20 protein-coding genes and 1 pseudogene are annotated in these 24,518 nt (G+C 70.7%); 18 read left to right on the top strand and 3 right to left on the bottom strand.

What is annotated here, in order from left to right; translation table 11 throughout:
• Nucleotides 1-90 precede the first annotated feature (90 nt).
• The 5 genes from OHA37_RS16770 (at nucleotide 91) to OHA37_RS16750 (ending at nucleotide 5,713) form a co-directional block, all read left to right on the top strand.
• Entirely contained in the window at nucleotides 91-528 is a 438-nt protein-coding gene (locus OHA37_RS16770; protein ID WP_266906004.1) for a winged helix-turn-helix transcriptional regulator, read from the top strand.
• Between the two features lie 4 nt (nucleotides 529-532).
• Nucleotides 533-1,711, top strand: coding sequence for a DUF2786 domain-containing protein (locus OHA37_RS16765; RefSeq protein WP_266906002.1), 1,179 nt, complete (start codon nucleotides 533-535; stop codon nucleotides 1,709-1,711).
• A 245-nt stretch (nucleotides 1,712-1,956) separates the two neighbouring features.
• On the top strand, nucleotides 1,957-4,038 hold the full coding sequence (locus OHA37_RS16760) for an FUSC family protein (protein ID WP_266906000.1): 2,082 nt from the start codon (nucleotides 1,957-1,959) through the stop codon (nucleotides 4,036-4,038).
• Between the two features lie 104 nt (nucleotides 4,039-4,142).
• On the top strand, nucleotides 4,143-4,379 hold the full coding sequence (locus tag OHA37_RS16755; protein WP_112450436.1) for a DUF397 domain-containing protein: 237 nt from the start codon (nucleotides 4,143-4,145) through the stop codon (nucleotides 4,377-4,379).
• A 173-nt stretch (nucleotides 4,380-4,552) separates the two neighbouring features.
• Nucleotides 4,553-5,713, top strand: coding sequence for an RNA-guided endonuclease InsQ/TnpB family protein (locus OHA37_RS16750; RefSeq protein WP_266905998.1), 1,161 nt, complete (start codon nucleotides 4,553-4,555; stop codon nucleotides 5,711-5,713).
• A gap of 74 nt (nucleotides 5,714-5,787) precedes the next feature.
• On the opposite strand, the gene OHA37_RS16745 is transcribed toward OHA37_RS16750, so the two are convergent.
• Nucleotides 5,788-6,303, bottom strand: coding sequence for an ATP-binding protein (locus tag OHA37_RS16745; protein WP_266905996.1), 516 nt, complete (start codon nucleotides 6,301-6,303; stop codon nucleotides 5,788-5,790).
• Nucleotides 6,304-6,634: 331 nt separating this feature from the next.
• Between OHA37_RS16745 and OHA37_RS16740 the strand changes: the two genes are divergently transcribed.
• From OHA37_RS16740 to OHA37_RS16705, 8 genes and pseudogenes are all read left to right on the top strand, one after another.
• On the top strand, nucleotides 6,635-7,495 hold the full coding sequence (locus OHA37_RS16740; protein WP_443046176.1) for a helix-turn-helix domain-containing protein: 861 nt from the start codon (nucleotides 6,635-6,637) through the stop codon (nucleotides 7,493-7,495).
• Nucleotides 7,496-7,610: 115 nt separating this feature from the next.
• Nucleotides 7,611-9,068, top strand: a complete 1,458-nt coding sequence (locus tag OHA37_RS16735) for an aldehyde dehydrogenase family protein (RefSeq protein ID WP_266905994.1) — start codon at nucleotides 7,611-7,613, stop codon at nucleotides 9,066-9,068.
• Nucleotides 9,069-9,128: 60 nt separating this feature from the next.
• Nucleotides 9,129-11,207 (top strand): penicillin-binding protein 2, encoded by a 2,079-nt coding sequence (gene mrdA, locus OHA37_RS16730; RefSeq protein WP_266905992.1) that lies wholly within the window; start codon nucleotides 9,129-9,131, stop codon nucleotides 11,205-11,207.
• 108 nt (nucleotides 11,208-11,315) lie between these two features.
• Nucleotides 11,316-11,819 (top strand): DinB family protein, encoded by a 504-nt coding sequence (locus OHA37_RS16725; protein WP_266905990.1) that lies wholly within the window; start codon nucleotides 11,316-11,318, stop codon nucleotides 11,817-11,819.
• An 85-nt stretch (nucleotides 11,820-11,904) separates the two neighbouring features.
• Nucleotides 11,905-12,504 (top strand): PadR family transcriptional regulator, encoded by a 600-nt coding sequence (locus tag OHA37_RS16720; RefSeq protein WP_266905988.1) that lies wholly within the window; start codon nucleotides 11,905-11,907, stop codon nucleotides 12,502-12,504.
• A gap of 81 nt (nucleotides 12,505-12,585) precedes the next feature.
• Nucleotides 12,586-13,338: a MerR family transcriptional regulator gene (locus tag OHA37_RS16715; RefSeq protein ID WP_266905986.1), complete on the top strand. Its 753-nt coding sequence runs from the start codon at nucleotides 12,586-12,588 to the stop codon at nucleotides 13,336-13,338.
• A gap of 91 nt (nucleotides 13,339-13,429) precedes the next feature.
• Nucleotides 13,430-14,080: pseudogene (locus OHA37_RS16710) on the top strand (DedA family protein); the annotation flags it as partial.
• Between the two features lie 166 nt (nucleotides 14,081-14,246).
• Nucleotides 14,247-14,783 (top strand): S1 RNA-binding domain-containing protein, encoded by a 537-nt coding sequence (locus OHA37_RS16705; RefSeq protein ID WP_266905982.1) that lies wholly within the window; start codon nucleotides 14,247-14,249, stop codon nucleotides 14,781-14,783.
• Nucleotides 14,784-14,852: 69 nt separating this feature from the next.
• Here the strand turns inward: OHA37_RS16705 and OHA37_RS16700 are convergent, their stop codons facing one another.
• On the bottom strand, nucleotides 14,853-16,514 hold the full coding sequence (locus tag OHA37_RS16700; protein ID WP_266905980.1) for a threonine/serine ThrE exporter family protein: 1,662 nt from the start codon (nucleotides 16,512-16,514) through the stop codon (nucleotides 14,853-14,855).
• 422 nt (nucleotides 16,515-16,936) lie between these two features.
• Nucleotides 16,937-17,431 (bottom strand): inorganic diphosphatase, encoded by a 495-nt coding sequence (locus tag OHA37_RS16695; protein WP_266912864.1) that lies wholly within the window; start codon nucleotides 17,429-17,431, stop codon nucleotides 16,937-16,939.
• Between the two features lie 172 nt (nucleotides 17,432-17,603).
• Here OHA37_RS16695 and dacB point away from each other — a divergent pair, with 172 nt between their 5' ends.
• The 5 genes from dacB to ftsH all read left to right on the top strand — a co-directional run bounded on the left by dacB (nucleotide 17,604) and on the right by ftsH (nucleotide 24,451).
• Nucleotides 17,604-19,046, top strand: coding sequence for a D-alanyl-D-alanine carboxypeptidase/D-alanyl-D-alanine endopeptidase (gene dacB / locus OHA37_RS16690; protein ID WP_266905978.1), 1,443 nt, complete (start codon nucleotides 17,604-17,606; stop codon nucleotides 19,044-19,046).
• A gap of 57 nt (nucleotides 19,047-19,103) precedes the next feature.
• Nucleotides 19,104-20,255 (top strand): zinc-dependent metalloprotease, encoded by a 1,152-nt coding sequence (locus OHA37_RS16685; RefSeq protein ID WP_266905976.1) that lies wholly within the window; start codon nucleotides 19,104-19,106, stop codon nucleotides 20,253-20,255.
• 234 nt (nucleotides 20,256-20,489) lie between these two features.
• Nucleotides 20,490-21,614 carry a tRNA lysidine(34) synthetase TilS gene (tilS, locus tag OHA37_RS16680; RefSeq protein ID WP_266905974.1) on the top strand — a complete coding sequence of 375 codons (1,125 nt, stop codon included), beginning with the start codon at nucleotides 20,490-20,492 and terminating at the stop codon, nucleotides 21,612-21,614.
• A gap of 66 nt (nucleotides 21,615-21,680) precedes the next feature.
• Entirely contained in the window at nucleotides 21,681-22,241 is a 561-nt protein-coding gene (gene hpt, locus OHA37_RS16675; RefSeq protein WP_243339812.1) for a hypoxanthine phosphoribosyltransferase, read from the top strand.
• Between the two features lie 182 nt (nucleotides 22,242-22,423).
• The gene (gene ftsH, locus OHA37_RS16670; protein ID WP_266905970.1) at nucleotides 22,424-24,451 is read left to right on the top strand and encodes an ATP-dependent zinc metalloprotease FtsH; all 2,028 of its coding nucleotides are present in this window, start codon (nucleotides 22,424-22,426) and stop codon (nucleotides 24,449-24,451) included.
• The last annotated feature ends 67 nt before the right edge of the window (nucleotides 24,452-24,518 follow it).

Raw genomic sequence — 24,518 nt, 5'->3', positions numbered from 1 at the left:
TCCGAGCCATCAGGGTGTGCGTCTGAGCTGCGCGTTTCGCGTCACGCCTATCGTGTTCGATCAGTGCGCGGCGCATAAGGAGGCACATTCATGTCAGCAGGGCACACCGATGTAACCGGCCCCGGGCCTGCCCTCGGGCCTGCCCCCGCCCCCGTCGTCAGCTGCGACGACGACTGCGGGATCCGCGACGTCCTCGACCGGCTCGGCGACAAGTGGTCGGTCCTCGTCGTCGTCCAGCTCGCCGCCGGAGCCCTGCGGTTCAACGCCCTGCAGCGGTCCCTGGAGGGCGTCTCCCAGCGGATGCTGACCCTCACCGTCCGCCGCCTGGAGCGCGACGGACTCGTGCGGCGGACCGTGTATCCGACCGTGCCGCCGCAGGTCGAGTACGAGCTGACCGCGCTCGGCCACAGCCTGACGCACCTCGTGAAGGGCCTCGCCGACTGGTCCCTGGCCCACCGCCCGCAGATCGCGGCCGCCAGGGCCGAGTGGGACGGGGAGAAGGCGGAGCAGGCGGGCATGCCAAGCTGAAGAGGTGAGAGACATCGTCGACCGGGCCTGTGAGGCCGCGCTGTACAACCAGGACGACGCCGGGCTGGATGCCGGGGCGTCGGTGCTCGTTGCCGAGGGGGACCGGTGGGGCGGGGTCGGGCAGGCGCTGCTCGCGCGCGGGGAGGCGTACCTGCGGCAGGCCTGGGAGCGCGGGTGGCGCCCGGCCGACGTGCTGCGGCTCGTACGCCGGGACCTGGAGCAGCCGCACCTGCGGATCACCGAGGACCTGATCGCCGCCGAGGCCCGGCGGTACGCGCGGCTGCCCGAGCGGTGGACCGAGGCCGAGGCGTGGTGGGGGGACGACCCCCAGTACGGGGAGCGGCTGGTCCAGCGGGAGCGCACCGACCGCTTCAGCCTCGCCGGGGCCGTCCTGGAGGTGTTCCGGCTGCTGATCCGGCTGCCGTCCATCGAACCGGTCGGGCCGCTGCCGGGTGACCCCGCCGACGTACTCGAACACGCGCACATCGAGCCCCGCATGCTCGGGCGGATCCGGGCGCTGCTCGCGAAGGCCGAGGCGACCACCTTCCCGGAGGAGGCGGAGGCGCTCAGCGCCAAGGCGCAGGAGCTCATGGCCCGGCACACCGTGGACGCGGCCCTGCTCGCGGTGAAGTCGGGCAGCACGCAGATACCCGGCGCCTGCCGGATCGGCGTCGAGGCCCCGTACGAGGAGGCCAAGGCGGTGCTGCTCGACGCGGTGGCGGGCGCGAACCGCTGCCGGTCCGTGTGGAACAGCGCCTACGAGTTCTCCACCGTCGTCGGCTTCGAGAGCGACCTGGAGGCGGTGGAACTGCTGTACACCTCCCTGCTCGTCCAGGGCACCGCTGCGATGACCCGCGCGGAGGCCGGGCAGCGGGCGGGCGGGCGCAAGCGCACCAAGACCTTCCGGCAGTCCTTCCTCCTGGCCTACGCGAGCCGGCTCGGCCAGCGGCTCGCGGAGACGGCCGAGCACACGGTGGCCGACACCGTGGCCGAGGCCCCCGGCAACCTGCCGGCCCTCGTAGCCCGGGACGTGGCGGTCACCTCGCGGGCCGAGGAGATGTTCCCGCGGACCACGACGACCCGGCTGCGCGGGGCGACCGACCTCGCGGGGTGGGAGGACGGCACGGCTGCCGCCGACCGGGCGCACGTGGCGAACGCCGGCCGCGCCTCCCTCCGGCCGTAGCCCGGCCCCCCTGTGGGGGCGAGCCGGCCAGGGCTGCGAGGAAAATCCAGCCTCGCCGGCGTTTGCGGCGCGGGGTCGGGGCGGAGCCCCAGGGGGGTCCGGGGCACAGCCCCGGGGAACGGGCGAAGGGCGAGTAGGGGACTTCGCCCCGCGCAGCGGTGCGCACCCGGGGCCGGGCCCCGACGCGTTGGCCGGCCAGGCGCGGGCTCCCGGGTTCCGACCCCGCCGCGGCTACGCTCGGGGCCATGAGCTGGGTCCGGGCGCTGAAGGACACCGCCCGATCCGGACTGCGGGTCGAGCGGACCCGGCTCCAACCCCTCCTCGCGCTCCGCGCCGCCGTCGGCCTGGCCATCGTCATCGGCCTGAGCCTCGCCTTCCTCGGGCCCGGCGCCGCCGCCAGTTCCGCCTTCGGCGCGTACATGGCGGCCGTCGCCACCTTCCAGAAGAGTTGGCGTCCCCGGCCCGTCCTCGCGCTCGCCGCCGGGCTGACCCTGGCCCTGTCCACCTTCATCGGCTACCTCGTCGGGTCCTCGCACACCGTGGCCTTCCTGCTGCTGCTCGCCGTGTGGAGCTTCGCGGCGGGGCTGATGTGGGCGGCCGGCCCCACCGCCGGCATGATCGCCTCCGGCAACGTCGCGATCATGCTGGTCACCGTCACCCTGCCCACCTCCGTGCCCCAGGCCGCCGGGCACGCCGCGATGATCGCCGCCGGCGGGGTGGTGCAGGCCCTGCTGATCGTCCTGTTCCCCATCCGCCGCTGGGGCGCGCAGCGCGACGCCCTGGCCGACGCCCTCGCCGCCGAGGCCGACTACGCCCGCCGCCTGCGCCAGGACCCCGTCGCCTCCTTCGACCCGCAGCCGCTGATGAGGGCGCGCGACGCCGCGACGGTGACGGTGCGCCAGTCCCGCCGCCGCCCCGCCGAGCTGCACGGCGCGCGGGGGATCGCGGAGCGGATCCGGCCGGTGCTGGCCCTGCTGGCCGACCCGGCGGTCGGGGCCCCGGCCGAGGGGCCGGGGCGGGACCGGGCACGGGAACTGCTCGCCGCGGCCGGGGCGGTGCTGGACGCCGCCGCGCACGCGATCCGGCGCGGTGAGGCGGTACGGCTGCCCGGGCCGGACCTCGCGGTGCTCAAGGCCCCCGACACCGCCGACCTGCTCCAGGGTGCCGCGCTGCGCGCCGCGCGCCGGCTCGCCGCCCTGCTGGACGACGTGCTCGACACCGCCGAACCGGGCTCCGGGCGCACCGCCGATCCCGGCGAGTCGATGCTGCGGCCCACCCTGCCGGCGCTCGCTCCGATGGTGCTGGCCGCCGTACGGGCCGAGCTGCACCCCGGCTCGCCGATCCTGCGGCACGCCGTGCGGGTCACCGCCGTGGCCTGCGCCGGCTACGGCATCGGCCACGTGCTGCCGCTCGGCCACGCCTACTGGGCGCCGATGGCCTCCGTCATGGTCATGCGGCCCGATTTCACGCAGACCTACACCCGCGCCGTCGCCCGCTTCGGCGGCACCCTGGTCGGAGTCGCCCTCGCGACGGCCGTGGTCCAGCTCGCGCACCCGGGGATGTACGTGTCCGGGCTGCTCGCCGTCGTCAGCGCGGGCCTGATGTACACCTTCATGCGCACCGGGTACGCCGTCTCGATGGTCTTCGTCTCCGCCTACGTGGTCTTCCTGCTCGGCATGGGCGGCCTGCGCTGGGACCAGACCGTGCCGGACCGCGTCACCCTCACCCTGGTCGGCGGGGTCCTCGCGATGATCTCCTACGCCGTCTACCCGGCCTGGGAGACCCCGCGCCTGCGGACCCGGCTGGCGGACTGGGTGGCGGCCAACGGGCGGTACGCGGCGGCCGTGCTCGGGCAGTACGCCGACCCGGCCGGGGCCCGGCGGGAGGACGTGCGGGCCGCCCTGCTGGCGGTGCGCGACGCCCGGGTCGCCTGGCAGGAGGCGGTGGACCGGGCCTCGGGGGAGCCGGTGCGCCACCGCGGGATCTCCGGCGCGGCCGCCGAGGAGGCGGGCCGGGCCCTGGCCGCGATGGGCCGTCACGCGATGCTGCTGGAGGCGCACTTCCCGGACCGGTCCCGCCCTCCGGTCCCCGGCGCGGCCGAGCTGGCCCGGGCGCTGCGCGAGGCGACGGAGGCGGGAGCGAAGGCGGTACGGGAGCGCCGGGTGCCCGACTGGGAGGGGGTCCGCGCGGCCCTGGCCGAGGGGGACACCCCCGATCCGGGCGTGCTGCGCGGGGCGGCGCGGCAGCTGCTGGACTCCCTGGAGGAGGTCTCCGACGCCCTGCGCACCCCGTCCCGTCCCGGGCCCGGGGAAGGTCGTCACCCTTAGTGGTGGCTTGCCCTCCGTTCGTGCACGTGCATCTGCCCATGCAGGCGTTCATGAACACAGCTATGATCCGGAGCAGTTGACATCTGCACTATCGGGGGCTTCCTGTGGACCACGCGTACAACGGGATGGCAGCTGCAGAGCTTGACGGGGTGACCTGGCAGAAGAGCAGACACAGCAACTCGCAAGGTTCCTGTGTGGAGTTCGCGAAACTGCCCGGAGGTGACGTTGCGATGCGCAACTCGCGGTTTCCGGACGGACCGGCACTCGTGTACACGCCGGCCGAGATAGAAGCGCTGCTGCTGGGTGTCAAGGACGGCGAGTTCGACCACCTGATCAGCTGAAGACCAGCCGAGGATCAGCCATGCACGTGCAGCGGCCGGGATTGATCGCCATGATCAATCCCGGCCGCTTGTCGTCTATGTGGCGATTCGGTAGAGGTCCTGGGCGTCTGCGCTGTGTAGCTGTTCTGGCCTCAGGTTGATCCGCTCCGGCCGGTCCTCCTAGCGTCTTCTGCGTGAAGGTTGTTGCCCAGGTGAAGCTGATGCCGGATGCCGCGCAGGCATCCGGGCTGTCAGCGACCCTGCGCATGGTCAACGAACGGGCCAACTGGGTGTCCTTCGTGGCGTTCGAGCACGGTGTGCCGCGTGAGTACGAACTGCGGAAGCACACCTACGCTGAGCTGAAGGCCTCCGGTCTCGGGGCGCAGGCCGCGCAGCACACGATCAAGAAGGTGTGCGATGCGTACGCCACGCTGAAGGCGAACATCCGGGCCGGAAATCTCGGCAGGCCCGGTTCGAAGCGCCGGCTGAAGGTGGAGTCGAAGCCGGTCACGTTCCGGCCCGAGGCCGCCCATCCGTACGACGACCGGTGCCTGTCCTGGCAGTTCGACGCGCGGACCGTCAGTATCTGGACCACGGCGGGGCGGCTCAAGGAAGTTCGTTTCGCCTGCTCCGCGGACGCGCTCAAGTTGCTCCGCGAGTACCGCAAGGGCGAGTCGGACCTGATCGAGCGCGACGGCGTGTTCTACCTGATCGCGGTGTGCGAGATCCCCGAGGCCCCGGTCAACGAGAACCCGTCCGGGTTTATCGGTGTGGATCTCGGCATCGTCAACATCGCCACCACGTCCACCCGCTACCGGGCTGCCGGGCGCGGTGTGAATCGGCACCGCAAGCGGCAGTCGGAACTCCGCCGCAAGTTGCAGGCAAAGGGCACCCGGTCCGCGAAGCGGCGCCTGAAGCAGCGCGGCCGCAAAGAGGCGCGGCACGCGGCGAACATCAACCACATCATCTCGAAGAAGATCGTCACCACCGCTGAACGCACCGGCCGTGGGATCGCCCTGGAAGACCTCACGGGCATCCGCGACCGGGTACGGCTCCGCAAGGACCAGCGGGCACCACTGCATGTGTGGAGCTTCCACCAGCTCGGCCAGTTCATCGCCTACAAGGCTCGGCGGGCCGGAGTGCCACTCGTGTACGTCGATCCGGCGTACACCAGCCAGCAGTGCTCCGAGTGTGGACACATCGACCGGAGGAACCGGGTCGATCAGGCAACGTTCGTGTGCCGCGCCTGCGGCGTCATCATGCACGCGGACGACAACGCGTCCCACAACCTCGCCCGCAAAGGCGAAGCCGTGTGGACCGCGGGGCGTGAGTCACGCGTCCCAGCCACCCCATAGGGGTGGTCCGGACGGAGGAGGCCACACCACAACCAGTGGTGCCCTACCTCCAAGCCCGGTCCTTCAGGGCCGGGTCAAGCTGACTCCTGGAGCGTGAACAGCGCCCAGACCACCTTGCCGGTCAGCCGCCCCGCGAGCGGATGCCAGCCCCAGCTGTCGCTGTAGGAGTCGACGAGGAAGAGTCCGCGCCCCGACTCCAGGTCGCAGTTGCGCTCGGTGGCCTCCGGCGCGAAGCTCCCGCCGGGCCGGTCCTCGCTGGGGTCGCGCACCGCGCACACCAGCCGGGTGCTCCACCGCATCAGGTGCAGGCGCACCGGCGGCTCGCTCTCGCCCGCGGCCGGCAGGACGTCGTCCGGGAGGGCATGGCGCAGCGCGTTGGTGACGAGTTCGGAGACGACCAGTGCCACGTCGTCGAACCGGTCGTCGAGGCCCCACTGGGAAAGGGTGGAACGCGTGAAGGTGCGTGCACCTCGCACCGCTTCGAGGCGGGCGGGAAGGGCGCAGGACGCGGACCCGGAGACAGCCGTGGGGTCGACCGGGGGAAGCCCCTGCCGTAACGGCTCGAGCATGGTCGATCCATTCGTCCCCATGCGAGGCACTCCCGGGATTCGAAAGAACTGCGGGGCACGCAGGTGCGCGGGACCATGGTTCCGAATGCCGGAGCCGGATGCAAGGGCAGATGCACGTGCACGCGCCGGACCTGTCCGGCCCCGTCACGGTTCTTGCCCATTTCTTCCTACGCAGACTTACGGACTTCTTTTACAGCGCGGCCAAATCCGTTACAGAACGAGTACGGACAGATGCGTTTTGGTGGCAGACTGCGGGCTTTGAGGGGCGCGGGGGCCCCTGCGACGCAGTCAGACGCAGCTACATACGCGTACCCGTACGTATCCATCCACGGCATGGGGAGGGGCAGGACTCGTGACCGCAGAAGCCAGTGGTTCTGTGGTGCGCCGCATCCTCCTGGGCTCCCAGCTCAGGCGACTCCGAGAATCCCGCGGCATCACCCGTGAGGCGGCCGGTTACTCGATCCGCGCATCCGAATCGAAGATCAGCCGCTTGGAGTTGGGAAGGGTGAGCTTCAAGGCCAGAGACGTAGAGGACCTCCTCACGCTCTACGGAGTCACGGACGGCGCGGAGCGGGAGTCCCTCCTGGGGCTGGTCCGCGAGGCCAACGTGGCCGGCTGGTGGCACAGCTACGGAGATGTCCTGCCGGGCTGGTTCCAGACGTACGTGGGTCTGGAAGGCGCCGCCTCCCTCATCCGCATCTACGAAGTCCAGTTCGTGCACGGCCTGTTGCAGACCGAGGCCTACGCCCAGGCAGTGGTCAGCCGCGGCATGCCCGGCGCCGGCCGCGCCGAGATCGACCGCCGGGTCGCCCTGCGCCTGGAGCGCCAGAAGGTGCTGGTCTCCGAGAACGCCCCCGTCTTCCACGCCGTCCTCGACGAGGCCGCGCTGCGCCGCCCGTACGGCGACCGGGACGTGATGCGCGGTCAGCTGGAGCACCTCATCGAGATCTCGCAGCGGCCGAACGTGCACCTGCAGGTCATGCCCTTCTCCTTCGGCGGTCACGCCGGCGAGAGCGGCGCCTTCACCCTGCTGCGCTTCCCCGAGTCCGACCTCCAGGACGTCGTCTATCTGGAACAGCTCACCAGCGCCCTCTACCTCGACAAAGACGAGGAAGTGAAGCAGTACGAGCGCGCGATGGTGCGCCTCCAAAGCGACTGCCCGGACCCCGACAAGACCCGGGATCTCCTTCGCGGTCTGCTCCAACTGTCTTGATTCACACGTACTATGACGCCTGATCAGGCCGTGATAATCAGAGCGTGACGATGACCCGGATGACCACTGGGTCTCCGGTGCAGCGCAAGGAAGCGCGTTCGACGTAAGGGATGGCATGTCCATATTCGAGGACCTGGCTCACCAGTACATCGACGGCGAATGGCTGGCCGGAACCGGGTCGTGGGACATCATCGACGTCAACCCGTACAACGGGGAGAAGCTCGCGGCCATCACCGTGGCCACCGTCGAGCAGGTCGACCAGGCCTACCGGGCGGCCGAGCGCGCCCAGAAGGACTGGGCCGCCACCAGCCCCTACACCAGACGAGCCGTCCTGGAACGCGCCCTGCGGATCACCGAGGAGCGCGAGAAGGAGATCGTCGAGGCGATGATCGACGAGCTCGGCGGGACCCGTCCCAAGGCCGAGTACGAGGTCCACCTCGCCAAGGAGTTCATCCGCGAGGCCATGCAGCTGGCCGTCCGCCCCGAGGGCCGCATCCTGCCCTCGCCGGTCGAGGGCAAGGAGAACCGGATCCAGCGCCTGCCCGTCGGGGTCGTCGCCGTGATCAGCCCCTTCAACTTCCCCTTCCTGGTCACCCTGAAGTCGGTCGCCCCGGCCCTGGCGCTGGGCAACGCGGTGGTCATCAAGCCGAACCAGAACGCGCCCGTCGTCGGCGGCGGGGTCATCGCCAAGATCTTCGAGGAAGCGGGCCTGCCCGCCGGCCTGCTCAACGTGCTCGTCACCGACATCGCCGAGATAGGCGACGCGCTCCTGACGCACCCCGTCCCCAAGGTCATCTCCTTCGCCGGCTCCGACCGGGTCGGCCGGCACGTCGGCGCGGTCGCCGCCCGCCACTTCAAGCGGACCGTCCTGGAACTGAGCGGCAACAGCGCGCTCGTCGTCCTCGACGACGCCGACCTCGACTACGCGGTGGACGCGGCCGTCTTCAGCCGCTTCGTCTACCAGGGCCAGGTCTGCATGGCCGCCAACCGGATCCTGGTCGACGCCTCGGTCGCCGAGGAGTTCACCGAGAAGTTCACCACCCGCGTGCGCGCCCTGAAGACCGGCGACCCGCACGAGGCCGACACCCACATCGGCCCGCTCATCAACTCCTTCCAGGCCGACGCCCTCACCGCGCTCGTCGACCGCGCCGTCGAGGCCGGCGCACAGGCGCTCGTACGGGGCTCTACGCGCGGCAACCTGGTCGAGCCCACCGTGCTCGCCGGGCTCGCCGAGGACTCCCCGCTGCTCGGCCAGGAGATCTTCGGTCCCGTCGCCCTCCTCGTCGTCTTCGACGGCGAGGACGAGGCGGTGCGCCTCACCAACGCGACCCCGTACGGACTCAGCGGCGCCGTCCACACCCGGGACGTGGAGCGCGGGGTCCGCTTCGCCAAGCGCATCGAGACCGGCATGATCCACGTCAACGACTCCACCATCGGCGACGAGCCGCTCGCGGCGTTCGGCGGGGAGAAGGCCTCCGGCATGGGCCGCCTCAACGGCGAGGCCACCATCGAGGCCTTCACCACCCAGAAGTGGATCTCGGTCCAGCACGGCCGGACGCAGTTCCCGTTCTAGTACCGCGGGCCATCTAGACTCGGGCGGGTCAGGCGAGGACCAGTCCCGGGGAGAGCCGAGTTGAGCAACATACCGGAGACCGGGCGCACACCCCGGGTCCAGAACCGGCTCGTCATGATCCAGATCGTGGTGTTCTCGCTGCTGCTGACCCTCGGCGGGCGTCTGTGGTACCTGCAGATACGCAACGGCCAGGAGTACACGGACGAGGCGAAGAACAACCACACCCAGCAGGTGGTCCAGCCCGCCGTGCGCGGCTCGATCCTCGATGCCCGCGGGATCCCGCTCGCCGACAACGAGACCCGCATGGTGGTCTCCGCCAGCCGCACCGAGCTCTCCAAGATGAAGGACCGCGGCAAGGGCGTCCTCACGGAGCTCGCCGTGGTGCTGGGCCTCGACCCCGAGGACGTGGTCAACGGCGTCCGGCTGTGCGACGCCAAGACCCCCAAGCCCTGCTGGAACGGCTCCCCGTACCAGCCGATCCCGATCACCGACGAGGCGACGACCGACCAGGTCCTGGAGATACGGGAGCACGCCGAGCGGTTCCCGGGCATCACCGCCGAGCCCACCGCCCTGCGCCGTTACGCCGGCCCCAGCGGCGCCAACACCTCCCAGGTGCTCGGCTACCTCTCCCCGGTGACCGACGAGGAGATCACCAAGGCGAAGGGCTCCGACTCCCCGTACCTGCGCTCCGACCAGGTGGGCCGCAGCGGCCTGGAGCGCACCTACGACAAGGACCTGCGCGGCAAGGCGGGCATCACCCGCTACGAGGTGGACAACCTCGGCCGCATCATCGGCGAGGGCACGAGCGACAAGCCGCAGCCGGGCGCCGACATCGTGACCTCGATCGACTCGCGCGTGCAGGCCGTGGCCGAGCGCGAGCTGAACAACGCGATGATCGAGGCCCGCAAGGGCATCGACAAGAACAACACGGGCCGCCACTACGAGGCCGACTCGGGCGCCGTCGTGGTCATGGAGGCCAAGACCGGCCGGGTCGTCGCGATGGCGTCGAACCCGACCTACGACCCGAACGCCTGGGTCGGCGGGATCTCCGCGAAGGACTACGCCTCCCTCACCGACAAGGCCTCGAACTACCCGCTGCTGAACCGCGCCATCCAGGGCCAGGCGGCCCCCGGCTCGATCTTCAAGGTGGTCTCCTCGACGGCCGCGGTGAACGCCGGCTACCCCTTCAACCGGCTCTACGGCTGCCCGAGCTCCTACTCGGTCGGCAGCCAGGTCTTCACCAACTTCGAGTCCCAGGGCTACGGCGACATCACCATCGGCAAGGCCCTGGAAGTCTCCTGCGACACCGTCTACTACGCCATCGCCGACAAGGAGTGGAAGAAGGACGGCGGCATCAAGCCCAAGGCCAAGCCCGGCGACTGGTTCTTCAAGACCGCCCACGAGTTCGGCCTCGGCAAGCGCACCGGCATCGACCTGCCCAGCGAGGTCCCGGGCCGGGTCCCCGACCGCCAGTGGAAGAAGGACTTCTTCGAGGCGAACAAGGCCGCCTGGTGCCGCGACGGCAAGAAGAACGGCTCGTACGCCGAGAAGATCGCCTACGAGAACTGCCGCCAGGGCAACCAGCTCCGCGAGGGCGACGCGATCAACTACTCCATCGGCCAGGGCGACACCCTCGTCACCCCGATCCAGATGGCCTCCGTCTACGCCGCCATCGCCAACGGCGGCACCCTGCACCAGCCCAGCATCGGCAAGGCCGTGGTCAGCGCCGACGGCACCTCGGTGCGGGAGATCGCCCCGAAGGAACAGGGCAAGCTCCCGATGAACTCCAAGCTCCTGGGCGACATCGACGGGGCCCTCGCCGACGTGGCCACCACCGGCAGCGCGGCCTGGCGGTTCGGCGGCTGGCCGCAGAAGCAGATCCCGATGCACGCGAAGACCGGTACGGCCGAGGTCCAGGGCAAGCAGACCACCTCGTGGTTCGCCTCCTACACCGAGGACTACGCGATCGTCATGACGATCTCCCAGGGCGGCACCGGCTCCGGAGCCTCGGGACCGGCCGTCCGCAAGATCTACGAGGCGATGTACGGCCTCGACGCGAAGGGTGCCCAGGACCTGAAGAAGGCCCTCCTCCCCAAGCCGCAGAAGGAACTCCCGCCGGTCCGGCAGGAAAATCAGTGATTCCGGTGATTGAGGACAGGAACTGACCGCAAGGGTTCGTAACGTGGTTCTTGTCAGCAGGAGAAACCCGCAGGACACAGGACACACGGAACAGAAGGCGGTCAGGTCATGGCTCAGATTTCCATGGAGATCCCCGGTGACGAGCGCGGCACGCTCCTCGCCTTCGTCGAGGCCCAGCGCACGGCGCTGCGCGAGGCCGCGCAGGGGCTGACCGAGGAGCAGGCGGCGAGCAAGCCCAGCGCCAGCGAGCTGTCCCTGTCCGGGCTGCTCAAGCACGCGGCGAACTGCGAGGAGGGCTGGCTGCGGATGGCGCAGGGCGCGACCGAGTACCCGGAGGGCGACTGGGCCAACGGTTTCCGCCTGGTCGAGGGCGAGTCCATGCCCTCGGTGCTGGCCCACTGGGACGGGATCAGGCAGGAGACGGAGGCGTTCATCGCCGCGGTCCCCAGCCTCGACGACAGCTTCCCGCTGCCCGCGGCCCCGTGGTTCCCGGCGGACGCCAAGGTCTCGATGCGCTGGATGCTCCTGCACCTGGTGGAGGAGTTCGCCCGGCACGCCGGCCACGCGGACATCATCCGCGAGTCCATCGACGGCACCCGCGCCATGGGCTAGCCACGGCACCCGCGCCATGGGCAGCCACGGACCCGCGCCATGGGCTAGCCGCGGCGCTCCGGGGCCGGGTCAGTAGCCTGGCCCCATGTCAGCGATCCGCCTCCTCGTCCTCGGCGCCGTCCGCCAGCACGGGCGGGCCCACGGCTACCAGGTCCGGGCCGATCTGGAGTTCTGGGGCGCCCACGAGTGGTCGAACACCAAACCCGGGTCGATCTACCACGCGCTCAAGCAGATGGCGAAGCAGGGCGTACTGCTGGCCCACGAGGTGGCCCCGTCCGCGGCGGGAGGCCCGCCGCGGACCGAGTACGAGCTGACGGAGGCGGGCCGCGCCGAGTACTTCAAGCTGCTCCGCGAGGCCCTGTCGTCCTACGACCAGAAGGCCGACGTCCTCGCCTCGGCCCTCGGCTTCATGGTCGACCTGCCCCGCGCCGAGGCCCTGGCCCTGCTCCGCGAGCGCCTGGGCCGGCTGGCCGCCTGGCGCTCCGCCGTCACGGACCACTACGTCCCCGAGGAGGGCCCCGAGCCGCTCGGCCACATCGGGGAGATCATGCACCGCTGGATCCACTCCGCGGACGCCGAGGCGGACTGGACCCGGGGACTGATCGCCCGGATCGAGGGGGGCGCGTACTCCTTCGCCGACGACCCGGGCGACGCCTTCGCAGGGGTGCTCGCCCCTTCCTCCTGAAGGCCCGGCCCGCCGCGCTTGCACCTCACGCGGCGTGAGGGACCAGGCTGGACGCGTACCCGAGAAGAGGAGCGGAAAGCGATGGGCTACTCCGTGGGCCAGGTCGCCGGATTCGCCGGAGTGACGGTGCGCACCCTGCACCACTACGACGAGATCGGGCTGCTCTCACCGAGCGGCCGCAGCCATGCGGGACACCGGCGGTACGACGATGCCGACCTCGACCGGCTGCAGCGGGTCCTGTTCTACCGGGAGCTCGGCTTTCCGCTCGAAGAGGTCGCGGTCCTGCTGGACGACCCGGAATCGGACCCGGGGGAGCACCTGCGCCGGCAGCACGCCCTCCTGACCGACCGGATCACCCGGCTCCAGCGGATGGCCGAGGCCGTCGAGCACGCCATGGAGGCGAAGAAGATGGGCATCAACCTCACGCCCGAGGAGAAGTTCGAGGTCTTCGGGGATTTCGATCCCGAGGAGCACGCCGAGGAGGCCGAGCGCCGCTGGGGCGACACGTACCGGGAGTCCGCCCGCCGGACCGCCTCGTACACCAAGGAGGACTGGCTGCGGATCCAGGCCCTGGCCGAGGACATCAACCGGCGGTTCGCCGCCCTGCTGGACTCCGGGACGCCCGCGGAGTCCGAGGCGGCCATGGACCTGGCCGAGGAGCACCGCGGCTGGATCAACGGCAGCTACTACTTCTGCACGTACGAGATCCACACCGGCCTCGGCGAGATGTACGTCGCGGACGAGCGGTTCACGGCGTACTACGAGGCGGTCCGGCCGGGGCTGGCGGTGTTCGTGCGGGACGCCATCCTGGCGAACGCGATCCGCAAGGCGTAGCGCCGGTCCCTGGAACCAGGCGGGGGCGGTGTGCGTTCATAATTGGACGGACACCCCCACCTGCCGCCTGATCCAGGAGAGCCCGGAACCCGTGAACACGCTTGCGCTCGGTCCTGAGTGGATCTCCCCGGAGTACCTGATCGGCCATTTCGGCCTGATCGGCATCCTGGTCATCGTTTTCGCGGAATCCGGTCTCTTCGCGTTCCTGCCCGGAGACTCGCTGCTCTTCACGGCGGGTCTGTTCGTCGCGAGCGGCACCATCAGCCAGCCGCTGTGGCTGGTGTGCACCCTGATCGTGGCCGCCGCGATCATCGGTGACCAGGTGGGCTACATGATCGGCAAGGTCTTCGGCCCGAAGATCTTCAACAAGCCGAACTCCAAGCTCTTCAAGCGCGAGAACCTCGACGCGGCGCACGACTTCATGGAGAAGCACGGCCCCAAGGCCATCGTGCTCGCGCGCTTCGTGCCGATCATCCGCACCTTCGCGCCGATGGTCGCGGGCGCCACCGCGATGAAGTACCGCACCTTCCTGACCTTCAACGTCATCGGCGGCATCCTGTGGGGCGCCGGCGTGACGATCCTGGGCTACCAGCTCGGCCAGTTCGAGGTCATCAAGAACAACGTCGAGCCGATCTTCATCGGCATCGTCCTGATCTCGGTCATCCCGGTGATCTTCGAGGTGCTCAAGTCCCGCAAGCAGAAGAAGGCGGCGGCGGAGGCCGGCGGCACTGAGCCCGGCGCCGGCGACGACCCGGCCCCGGGCCAGCAGCGCAGCGGCCGCCACGCCAAGCGGTAGCGGCTCCTCGCAGCCTCGTACGATGCCCCGCGCGACCGGATCACCGGTCCGCGGGGCATCTGCGTGTCACCGGCACCTCTCAGGCCTGACCGGCTCATGCCATGATCTGCGGATGAGCGAGTACTCCTGGCCCGGGGAGAACGGCGGACGCGTGCCCGACGCGGCCTCGGCCTGGACCGAGACCGTCCGCGTTCTGCCCGTCGGTACCCGCATCACCGGTGAGGTCGTCGGTCGGCAGCCCTTCGGTGTCTTCCTCTCCGTCGACGGCCTCCCCGACGCCATGGGCCTGGCCAGGATCAACAGGATGCCCCGGTGCATGGAGCTGCCGGCCGTGGGGCGGCGCGTCACCGGCGAGGTCGTCTGGCACGCCGACCACAACCACCAGGTGGGGGTCGTGCTCAGCGACTGGGCCGAGCACGAGGACCTGCTGCCCCGGTTCCGGGTCGGTCAGGTCGTCGGCGGACGCATCACGAAGATCACGCCCATCGGCGTCTTCGTACGCCTCGCCGACTGCGTCGAGGGACTCGTTCCGATCACCGGCTCGGCTGCCTCCTCGGAGTCCTTCCGTGAAGGCCGGGAGATGTCCGTGCAGATCGTGACGGTCGACCACGAGCGGAACCGGATCCTGCTGACCGAGCGCCTGCCGTAGCTCCTGAACGCGCGCAGGCCAGCCTCCCCCCAGCCTTTCGAGGAACCTGCATGATCCGAAAAGCAGGGTCTAGAACCCGCGGGTGCGCTTCGCCGCGCCGCGCTTGGCGGCGCTGGCCGCGCCGGGGATGCGCATGAACAGGCGGGAGGTCTCGGAGCCCAGGTTGACGCCGATCGCGATGGCCAGGGCGATGGCCGCGGCGTTCGTCAGCGAGCCCAGCCCCTCGTTCAGCCGGTTCTCGGCGATCAGCAGGAGCCCGTAGTACGTGGCCGAGCCGGGCAGCAGCGGGCCGATGGCGGCCGTGACGAAGGGGAGGGCCGAGGAGAACCGGTGCCGGGCGAGGAGCTGCCCGAAGAGGCCGACCAGCCCGGCGGCGATCGCGGTGGACGGCACCGGCGGCATCTTGGCGGCGTAGTGCAGGGCCCCGTAGATCACCCAGGCGATCCCGCCGTTCAGCGTCACGAACCACACGGTGGAACGTTCCTGCTGGAGCAGGATCGCGAACGTGAACACCAGAACCATCGAGGCGGCGATCTGGAGCAGCGGCCGCTGCTCGATCTGGAGGATGTCCTCCGGCTGCGGATTGGAGCCGAACTGGACGCCGACGAAGAGCACCACCAGCACACCCATGATGATGCCGATGAAGAGGTACATCACCTCCAGCAACCGGGCGGACGCAGTGATGTAGTAGCCGGTCAGACCGTCCTGCACCGCTGCCACCAGGGCGCGCCCCGGCAGCAGGGCGAACAGCCCGCCGGTGATGACGGCCGAGGAGCGCACGTCCAGATCGGTCATCTTCAGGGCCACGCCCATCGCGGCCGGCGGCATCGCCGCGACCACGAACTGGTAGAACTCCGGCAGCCCGCGCCCGGCGCACAGCCAGGCCAGCCGGTCGCCGAGCACCGCCCCGAGTGCGGCTGCGAAGAACACGAGCACGCCACCGCCGACCAGCGTGGAGGCCGCGCCGGCGAGCAGGCCGGCGGCGCCGGTGAGCACCCAGCCGGGGTAGGGGTGCCGATTGCGGCGGATCTCGGCGAGCCGGCGGTAGGCGTCCTCCAGCGAGATGTCGACCTCGTGCGCGGTGATGTCGTTGACGAGGCTGAACACCGCCGAGAGCCGGGTGTAGTCCGTGCCGCGGCGGCGGACGGTGCGGTTCGCCGACACGGGGTCGTCCACCAGGGAGGGCTGGTGGGTGATCGACAGCAAGGTGAAGGTGACGGTGGGCTCGCAGCGGTCCAGGCCGTAGCTGCGGGCCACGGCGAACATCGCGGCCTCCACGTCCTCGGCGCCCTCGCCGCCCGAGAGCAGCAGCTCGCCGATGCGCAGCGTCAGGTCGAGCACGCGCCCCACCGCGGGCCCGGTCTCCACGGTCAGCCGCTGGGAGGGCTCCGGCACCGGCCGGACGTCGACCGGCATGCGCAGCACCGTGCGCATGCGGTCCTGCCAGGGGGACTCCTTCAACCGGGTGACGGGGAAGCCCGGAGGGCCCGTGTAGGCCGGCGGGGAGTGGGCGGCGCTGTAGGTGTGCGGCGTGGCGAACGCGGACGCAGGGCCATCGGGGTCCACGGCCACGGACGCGAGCCCGTCGGGGACGGCGAACTCCGAGGTCGGCTGATCCTCCTCGGTCACCTCCGGGTCCACCCCGACCCCGTCCGGCACGGAGAACGCGCTGTGCGCCTCGTCGGACTTCGGCTTCCGGTCCTCGGTCCCGGATCCTTCGCCTTCCGCCACGCGTCCTCCAGTCCCCGAGCCCAGCCGGTATCAGTATGCGGAACCGTCTCATCCACGGCGAAACAGGAATCTGCCCCGCAGCTGAACTTTCAGCCCCGCCGACGATCTTTCAGCGGGGCCGAGCCGGGCCGGGGCAAGCCAAATCCGAGCCGGGCCGACCCGATCCGAGCCGGGGCGACCCGATCCGAGCCGGGCCGACCCGAGCCGAGCCGGGGCAAGCCAAAATCCAGCCCCGCCGGCGTTTGAGGCGCGGGGGTCCGGGGGCAGCGCCCCTGGGAAACGCACCCGCACCCGGGCCCCGCACCCGCACCAGGACACGACAACGGGCGGCACCCCCGAAGGGATACCGCCCGCGATGTCACAGGGGCCGGGCCGACCGACGGGCATCAGCCCGCCCACGGGCCAACCTCACCGAGCGGAGCTCAGTGCTGGCCGCCCTGGGCCTCAAGGCGCTTGTACGAGGCCTCGATCTCGGCCTCGGCCTCAACGCGGCCGACCCAGTTCGCGCCCTCGACCGACTTGCCCGGCTCCAGGTCCTTGTAGACCTCGAAGAAGTGCTGGATCTCCAGGCGGTCGAACTCGGACACGTGGTGGATGTCGCGCAGGTGCTCCACACGCGGGTCGGACGCCGGCACGCACAGCAGCTTGGCGTCGCCGCCCGCCTCGTCCGTCATGTTGAACATGCCGATCGCGCGGCACTTGATCAGGCAGCCCGGGAAGGTCGGCTCGTCAAGGATGACCAGCGCGTCCAGCGGGTCGCCGTCCTCGCCGAGGGTGTTCTCGACGAAGCCGTAGTCGGCCGGGTAGCTGGTCGAGGTGAAGAGACGACGGTCCAGACGGATCCGGCCGGTCTCGTGGTCCACCTCGTACTTGTTCCGCGAACCCTTGGGGATCTCGATGGTGACGTCGAACTCCACGTCCTGCTCCTCCATGATCAGCTTCAGCAGCTTGATTGCTTCGAGACTGCGTTGATTCGCCTGCGTGCGTGGCCGACCCGGCCCTGCCGGGTGGGGTGCCATGCTCGCGGCAAGACGCAATGGTTAAGTGTCCCTCACGCATATGTGTGATCGCGAAAGGGGCTGGTCCGAGGTGCCATTGGTCAAGACCTGGCAGCTCATCGCGGTGTCGGCCGTCGCCGGCCTCGCCCTGTCGGCCGCGACGGTGGCCGCCGCGGGTCCCTGGGACTCCGGCCAGCGTAAGGCCGAGCGGGACAAGGCCGCCTCTTGGGGCCGTACGGGTGGCGCAGATCACGGTACGGACCCTGCGGCGCAGCTCCCGCGGGCCGCCCCCAGCGCCCCCGGAGTGCTCGCCGGCGTACGCCCGGCCGGAGCGGGCTCCGGCGACCAGGCCGGAGCCGCCGACCCCGGCGCCCTCGCCGCCGCCCTGCGGCCGCTGCTCGCCGACCCCGCCCTCGGCACCGCCCGCGGCGCCTGCGTGATCGACACCGCCACCGGGCAGGTCCTCTACGAAGCCGGGGCCCGGCAGGCCATGACCCCCGCCTCCACCATCAAGATCGCCACCGCGGCGGCCTCCCTCGCGGCCCTCGGCCCCGAGCACCGGATCCGCACCACCGTGACCCCCGGCGCCGGACCCGGCCGGATCATCCTGGTCGGCGGCGGAGACCCCTCGCTCACCGCCAAGAAGAAGGCCCCCGCCGGCTCCGGCGGCAGCCTCGTCGCCCTCGCAGCGGACACCGCCCAGGCCCTCAAGGCCTCCGGCACCGACTCCGTGGCCCTGGGCTACGACGACTCGCTCTACACCGGCCCCGTCCGCCACCCGATCGGCGAGAACCCCAACCTCGCGCCCGTCACGGCCCTGACCGCCGACGAAGGCCGCCCCGACGAATCCTTCTCCGGCCCCGTCAAGCGCAGCACGGACCCCTCCCGCGACACCGCCCGGGCCTTCGCGGCCCTGCTGGGGGAACGCGGGGTCAAGGTCACCGGCGAGCCCGCCAGGGCCAAGGCCGCCACGGGGGCCGTCCCGCTCGCCACCACCCTCTCGCCCCCGCTCGCCGGGCTGGTCGAGCGGATGCTGACCCACAGCGACAACGACATCGCCGAAGCCCTGGCCCGCCAGACCGCCCTCGCCTCCGGAGCGCCCGGGAGCTTCGACGGCGTCGCCCAGGCCACCGGCGCCAGACTCGCCGCCCTCGGGGTCGACACCGCCGGCTCCCGCTTCGCCGACGGCAGCGGCCTGGCCCGCGCCGACAAGGTCAGCGCCGGCCTGCTCACCGCCCTCCTGGCCAAGGCCGCCGATCCGCAGCGCCCCGAACTGCGGCCCGTCCTCACCGGACTGCCCGTCGCCGGATTCACCGGCACCCTGCGCGGCCGCAACACCGGCGGCTCCCCGGCCGCCGGCCTGCTGCGGGCCAAGACGGGCACCCTGAGCGGCGTGAACGCCCTCGCCGGCACCGTCGTCGACCCCACCGGCCGACTGCTCGCCTTCGCCTTCCTGGCCGCGAACACCCCGGACGCGGGCCCCGCCGAGAAGGCCCTCGACAAACTCGCCGCGGCCGTGGCCACCACCTCTTAGGCGGTCCTGGGCGTCCTGGGGATCCCGCCCGCGCGCAGGTCCACGTACGGTTGACGCATGACGAGCTTCGGCGGTGCGGAGATGGTCGACTGGAACCTCGCGGTGGCGACCGCGACCAGGCTCGTGCGGCCCGGTCCGGAGGTGAGCCGGGAAGAGGCGCGGGCCGTCGTCGCGGAGCTGCGCAGGCACGCCAAGACCTCGGAACGGCACGTGCGCGAGTTCACGCGGATGATGCCCGAAGGCATGACCCCGGCCGACACCCCCGTCCTCGTCGTGGACCGGGCCGGCTGGGTCAAGGCCAACGTCGCGGGCTTCCGCGAGCTCCTGTCCCCCCTCCTCGGCAAGATGCAGGACCGCCGCGCCGGCACTCCCGGCGGCGCCGTGCTCGGCGCGGTCGGCGGCAAGGTCACCGGCGTCGAACTGGGCATGCTGCTCAGCTTCCTGGCCTCCCGCGTGCTCGGCCAGTACGAGACCTTCGCGCCCGCGGGCCTGGACCTCCCGGGCCCGGCCACGGGCGGCCGGCTGCTGCTCGTCGCGCCGAACATCGTCCACGTCGAGCGGGAGCTGGAGGTGGACCCGCACGACTTCCGGCTCTGGGTCTGCCTGCACGAGGAGACGCACCGTACCCAGTTCACGGCCGTACCGTGGCTCCGCGAACACCTGGAGGGTGAAATCCAGACGTTCCTCGGCGCCACCGAAGTGGACCCGATGACCGTTCTGGAGCGACTGCGCGAGGCCGCCCAGTCCTTCGCCGGCGCCCGCCCCGACGCGGAACGCGGAGAAGAGGGCCGCTCCCTCGTCGAGCTCGTCCAGACCCCCGAACAGCGCGAGGTACTGGCCCGGCTCACCGCCGTCATGTCCCTGCTGGAGGGCCACGCCGACTTCGTCATGGACGGGGTCGGCCCCGAGGTCGTCCCCTCGGTCGCCGAGATCCGCGAGAAGTTCCAGCAGCGCAGGGCCAGCGGCGCGGGCCGCCTCGACGCCGCCCTGCGCAAACTCCTCGGCCTCGACGCCAAGCTGCGCCAGTACCGCGACGGGGAACGCTTCGTGCGCGCCGTCGTCGGCCAGGTCGGCATGGACGGCTTCAACCGGGTCTGGACCTCCCCGAACACACTGCCGACCAAGGCCGAGATCGCCAGCCCCGCGGACTGGGTGGCCCGGGTCCACCGCAAGGGGAGCGAGCAGAGCGAGGCAAGCGAAGAGGTGTGACCCAAGAGGCGTGAAGATGTCCCTCTGGGGGAAGCAGCGTCACCCGTCCGAGGGACCGTGGGGCGTGGAAGGGCGTGCGATGCTCGGGGAACGGCTCGGTTCTGTCACCATCGACGCACTCTGAGTGACAACCCCCGCCCGCGGGGGGAGCCGGGCAGCACACCGGCACACCACCCTCCCCCAACGCCTCCCCAGCGCCTCGAGGCATCCGAACTCCACCGAAGGGCACCGGATATGGGTCCCCATCCTGCGGTCGCGGCGATACGCCTGGCGGTCCGCCGCGTACTCCACGACGTCCTCACCGACCTGACAGAACTCAACAGCCGGCCCGCCACCACCCCCGCACCCCGCGTCGGCCGCCCCGGCCGCACCGTCGGATCCTCGGCCGGTGCCGCCCCCCACGACCCCCTCCCCGACACCGCCCCGCTCGTCCTCGTGGCCTGCTCCGGCGGCGCCGACTCCATGGCGCTCGCCTCCGCCCTCGCCTTCGAGGCCCCCAAACTCGGAATCCGGGCCGGCGGCATCACCGTCGACCACGGCCTCCAGGACGGCTCCGCCCTGCGCGCCGCCGAGGTCGTCTCCCGCATGACCGCGCTGCGCCTGGACCCCGCCCTGTCCGTCGCCGTGCGCGTCGGCCGCGAAGGAGGCCCCGAAGCCGCCGCCCGCGACGCCCGCTACGCGGCCCTGGACGAGGCCGCCGACCGGCTGGGCGCCGTCGCCGTGCTGCTCGGCCACACCCGTGACGACCAAGCCGAAACCGTCCTGCTGGGCCTCGCCCGCGGCTCCGGCACCCGCTCGCTCTCCGGCATGGCGGAAGTCTCCGGAGGCCCCGGAGACCCCGGCGCCCGGGGCCGCGGCCACCGCTACCGCCGGCCCTTCCTCCAGGTCGACCGGCAGACCGCCCGCAAGGCCTGCATGGTCCAGTCCCTCGCCGTCTGGGACGACCCGCACAACATCGACCCCGCCTACACCCGCTCCCGGCTGCGCCACGAGGGACTGCCCGCCCTGGAGAAGGCGCTCGGCAAGGGGGTCGTGGAGGCGCTCGCCCGCACCGCCCAGCTCTCCCGCGACGACGCCGACGCCCTGGACGCCTGGGCCGCCGAGGCCGAGAGCGGCGTACGCGACGAAGCCGGCCGCCTGGAGTGCGCGAAGCTGTACGCGCTGCCCCCGGCCGTCCGCCGCCGGGTGCTGCGCCGGGCCGTCGTCGCCGCCGGCTCTCCCGCGGGCTCCCTCTTCGCCCGCCACATCGAGGAAGTCGACCGGCTCATCACCGGATGGCGCGGTCAGGGAGCCATCAACCTGCCCGGCCGGGTCGAGGCCCAGCGGCAGGGTGGCAGACTGGTCATCCGGCAGGGCTGATTGGTGCTGAAACACGGCTGAGACCTCCGGGGTCACCCCCCGGAGCCCCAGCCGACAACGAAAGTGATGCGGGTGGACGAGAAGGACATGGGCAACGACCTCCAGTCGGTGCTCATCACCAAGGAAGAGATCGACGCGAAGCTGGCAGAGCTGGCCGCGAAGATCGACGCGGAGTACGCGGGCAAGGACCTGCTCATCGTCGGTGTCCTCAAGGGCGCGGTGATGGTCATGGCGGACCTGGCGCGCGCCTTGTCCACCCCGCTCACCATGGACTGGATGGCGGTGTCCTCGTACGGCGCCGGGACCCAGTCCTCGGGCGTGGTGCGGATCCTCAAGGACCTGGACACCGACATCAAGGACAAGCACGTCCTGATCGTCGAGGACATCATCGACTCGGGCCTGACCCTGTCGTGGCTGCTGTCGAACCTCGGCTCCCGCCAGCCGGCCTCCCTGGAGGTCGTCACGCTGCTGCGCAAGCCCGACGCCGCCAAGGTCGCGATCGACGTGAAGTGGGTCGGCTTCGACATCCCCAACGAGTTCGTCGTCGGCTACGGCCTCGACTACGCCGAGAAGTACCGCAACCTGCCGTTCGTCGGCACCCTCGCTCCCCACGTCTACGGCGGCTGATCCAGAGCCCGACAGGGGAACCCTGGAGCGTTTCCCGCCGTTGGAGCATGGAAAGGCGGGTCTGTCAGCCGTCCCATGAGGCCGCGGGTGACAATGCAGGGGTACATTCCGAAGAACAGTCTTTACTCACAGCAGCATTTACCTACGGGCAGGAGGGACGGGGTGCCTAGCGCCCCGTATGGATGGACGTGAAGCGATACTTCCGTGGGCCGGTTATGTGGATCGTGCTGGCCGTCCTCGCCGTGGTCGTGTTGATGAACGTCGTCGGCTCCGGCGGCGGCTACAAGTCGGTGGAGACCAGCGAGGTCATCAAGGCGATCAACAGTGGCCAGGTGGACAGCGCCAAGCTCACCACCGGTGACAGCCAGATGATCAAGATCGAGCTGAAGAAGGACCAGAAGCTCGGCGACAACGACGGCACCAAGTTCCAGGCCAACTACATCGGGGACCAGGGCGTACAGCTCGCCCAGAACCTCCAGACCAAGTTCGAAGCCGGTCAGATCCCTGACGGATACTCCGTCACGCCGGACAAGACCAGCCCGTTCCTGAGCGTGCTGCTCTCGCTGCTGCCGTTCGTCCTCATCGTGGTCGTCTTCCTGTTCCTGATGAACCAGATGCAGGGCGGTGGTTCCCGGGTCATGCAGTTCGGGAAGTCCAAGGCCAAGCTCATCACCAAGGACACCCCGAAGACGACGTTCGCCGATGTCGCGGGTTCGGACGAGGCCGTCGAGGAACTCCACGAGATCAAGGAGTTCCTCCAGGAGCCGGCGAAGTTCCAGGCCGTCGGCGCCAAGATCCCCAAGGGCGTGCTGCTGTACGGCCCGCCCGGCACCGGTAAGACCCTGCTCGCGCGTGCCGTCGCGGGCGAGGCCGGTGTCCCCTTCTACTCGATCTCCGGATCCGACTTCGTCGAGATGTTCGTCGGTGTCGGTGCCTCGCGTGTCCGCGACCTGTTCGAGCAGGCCAAGGCCAACGCCCCGGCGATCGTCTTCGTCGACGAGATCGACGCAGTCGGCCGGCACCGCGGTGCGGGCCTCGGCGGCGGTCACGACGAGCGCGAGCAGACCCTCAACCAGCTGCTCGTCGAGATGGACGGCTTCGACGTGAAGGGCGGGGTCATCCTGATCGCCGCCACGAACCGTCCCGACATCCTCGACCCGGCCCTCCTGCGCCCCGGCCGCTTCGACCGCCAGATCGCGGTCGACCGTCCGGACATGCAGGGCCGTCTGGAGATCCTCAAGGTCCACCAGAAGGGCAAGCCGGTCGCCCCGGACGTCGACCTGGGTGCGGTTGCCCGCCGTACGCCCGGCTTCACGGGTGCCGATCTCGCCAACGTCCTGAACGAGGCCGCGCTCCTCACGGCCCGCTCGGACCAGAAGCTGATCGACAACCACGCGCTGGACGAGGCGATCGACCGCGTCGTGGCGGGTCCGCAGAAGCGGACCCGGATCATGTCGGACCGGGAAAAGAAGATCACCGCGTACCACGAGGGCGGCCACGCCCTGGTCGCGGCGGCTTCCCCGAACTCCGACCCGGTCCACAAGATCACGATCCTGTCCCGCGGCCGGGCCCTGGGTTACACCATGGTCCTGCCCGACGAGGACAAGTACTCGACCACGCGCAACGAGATGCTCGACCAGCTCGCGTACATGCTGGGCGGGCGCGCGGCCGAGGAACTGGTCTTCCACGACCCGACCACGGGCGCCGCGAACGACATCGAGAAGGCCACGGCAACGGCCCGCGCGATGGTCACCCAGTACGGCATGACCGAGCGTCTCGGCGCGATCAAGTTCGGCGGGGACAACACCGAGCCGTTCCTGGGCCGCGAGATGTCGCACCCGAGGGACTACTCGGAAGAGGTCGCCGCACTGGTCGACGAAGAGGTCAAGAAGCTCATCGAGACGGCGCACAACGAGGCCTGGGAAATCCTGGTCGAGAACCGCGACGTCCTCGACAACCTCGTCCTCGCCCTCCTCGAGAAGGAGACGCTCAACAAGGAGCAGATCGCCGAGGTCTTCTCGACGATCGTGAAGCGCCCGGCCCGCCCGGCGTGGACCGGCTCCTCGCACCGCACGCCGTCCACCCGTCCGCCGGTGCTCTCTCCCAAGGAGCTCCAGCTGACGAACGCGGCGAACGGCACGTCCGCGGCCTCGGCCGTATCCGTGGAGAAGTCCCCGGAGCCCTCCCCGGAGGAGCTCCCGGAGGCCTAGTCCCTCCCGGAATGGAAGCCGCGCCCCCCAGGTTCTAGCCTGGGGGGCGCGGCACTTTCACGTGCCG

Source organism: Streptomyces sp. NBC_00335, assembly GCF_036127095.1.
Classification (GTDB): Bacteria; Actinomycetota; Actinomycetes; order Streptomycetales; family Streptomycetaceae; genus Streptomyces.
This window is presented reverse-complemented; position numbering and strand designations above follow the sequence as displayed.

Bases quoted from the DNA above. Each gene is read 5' to 3' on its own strand.
- OHA37_RS16770 (WP_266906004.1), top strand. From the start codon at position 91: ATGTCAGCAGGGCACACCGATGTAACCGGCCCCGGGCCTGCCCTCGGG.
- OHA37_RS16760 (WP_266906000.1), top strand. From the start codon at position 1,957: ATGAGCTGGGTCCGGGCGCTGAAGGACACCGCCCGATCCGGACTGCGG.
- OHA37_RS16745 (WP_266905996.1), bottom strand. From the start codon at position 6,303: ATGGGGACGAATGGATCGACCATGCTCGAGCCGTTACGGCAGGGGCTT.
- OHA37_RS16735 (WP_266905994.1), top strand. From the start codon at position 7,611: ATGTCCATATTCGAGGACCTGGCTCACCAGTACATCGACGGCGAATGG.
- OHA37_RS16725 (WP_266905990.1), top strand. From the start codon at position 11,316: ATGGCTCAGATTTCCATGGAGATCCCCGGTGACGAGCGCGGCACGCTC.
- OHA37_RS16720 (WP_266905988.1), top strand. From the start codon at position 11,905: ATGTCAGCGATCCGCCTCCTCGTCCTCGGCGCCGTCCGCCAGCACGGG.
- OHA37_RS16715 (WP_266905986.1), top strand. From the start codon at position 12,586: ATGGGCTACTCCGTGGGCCAGGTCGCCGGATTCGCCGGAGTGACGGTG.
- OHA37_RS16705 (WP_266905982.1), top strand. From the start codon at position 14,247: ATGAGCGAGTACTCCTGGCCCGGGGAGAACGGCGGACGCGTGCCCGAC.
- OHA37_RS16685 (WP_266905976.1), top strand. From the start codon at position 19,104: ATGACGAGCTTCGGCGGTGCGGAGATGGTCGACTGGAACCTCGCGGTG.
- tilS (WP_266905974.1), top strand. From the start codon at position 20,490: ATGGGTCCCCATCCTGCGGTCGCGGCGATACGCCTGGCGGTCCGCCGC.
- hpt (WP_243339812.1), top strand. From the start codon at position 21,681: ATGCGGGTGGACGAGAAGGACATGGGCAACGACCTCCAGTCGGTGCTC.
- ftsH (WP_266905970.1), top strand. From the start codon at position 22,424: ATGGACGTGAAGCGATACTTCCGTGGGCCGGTTATGTGGATCGTGCTG.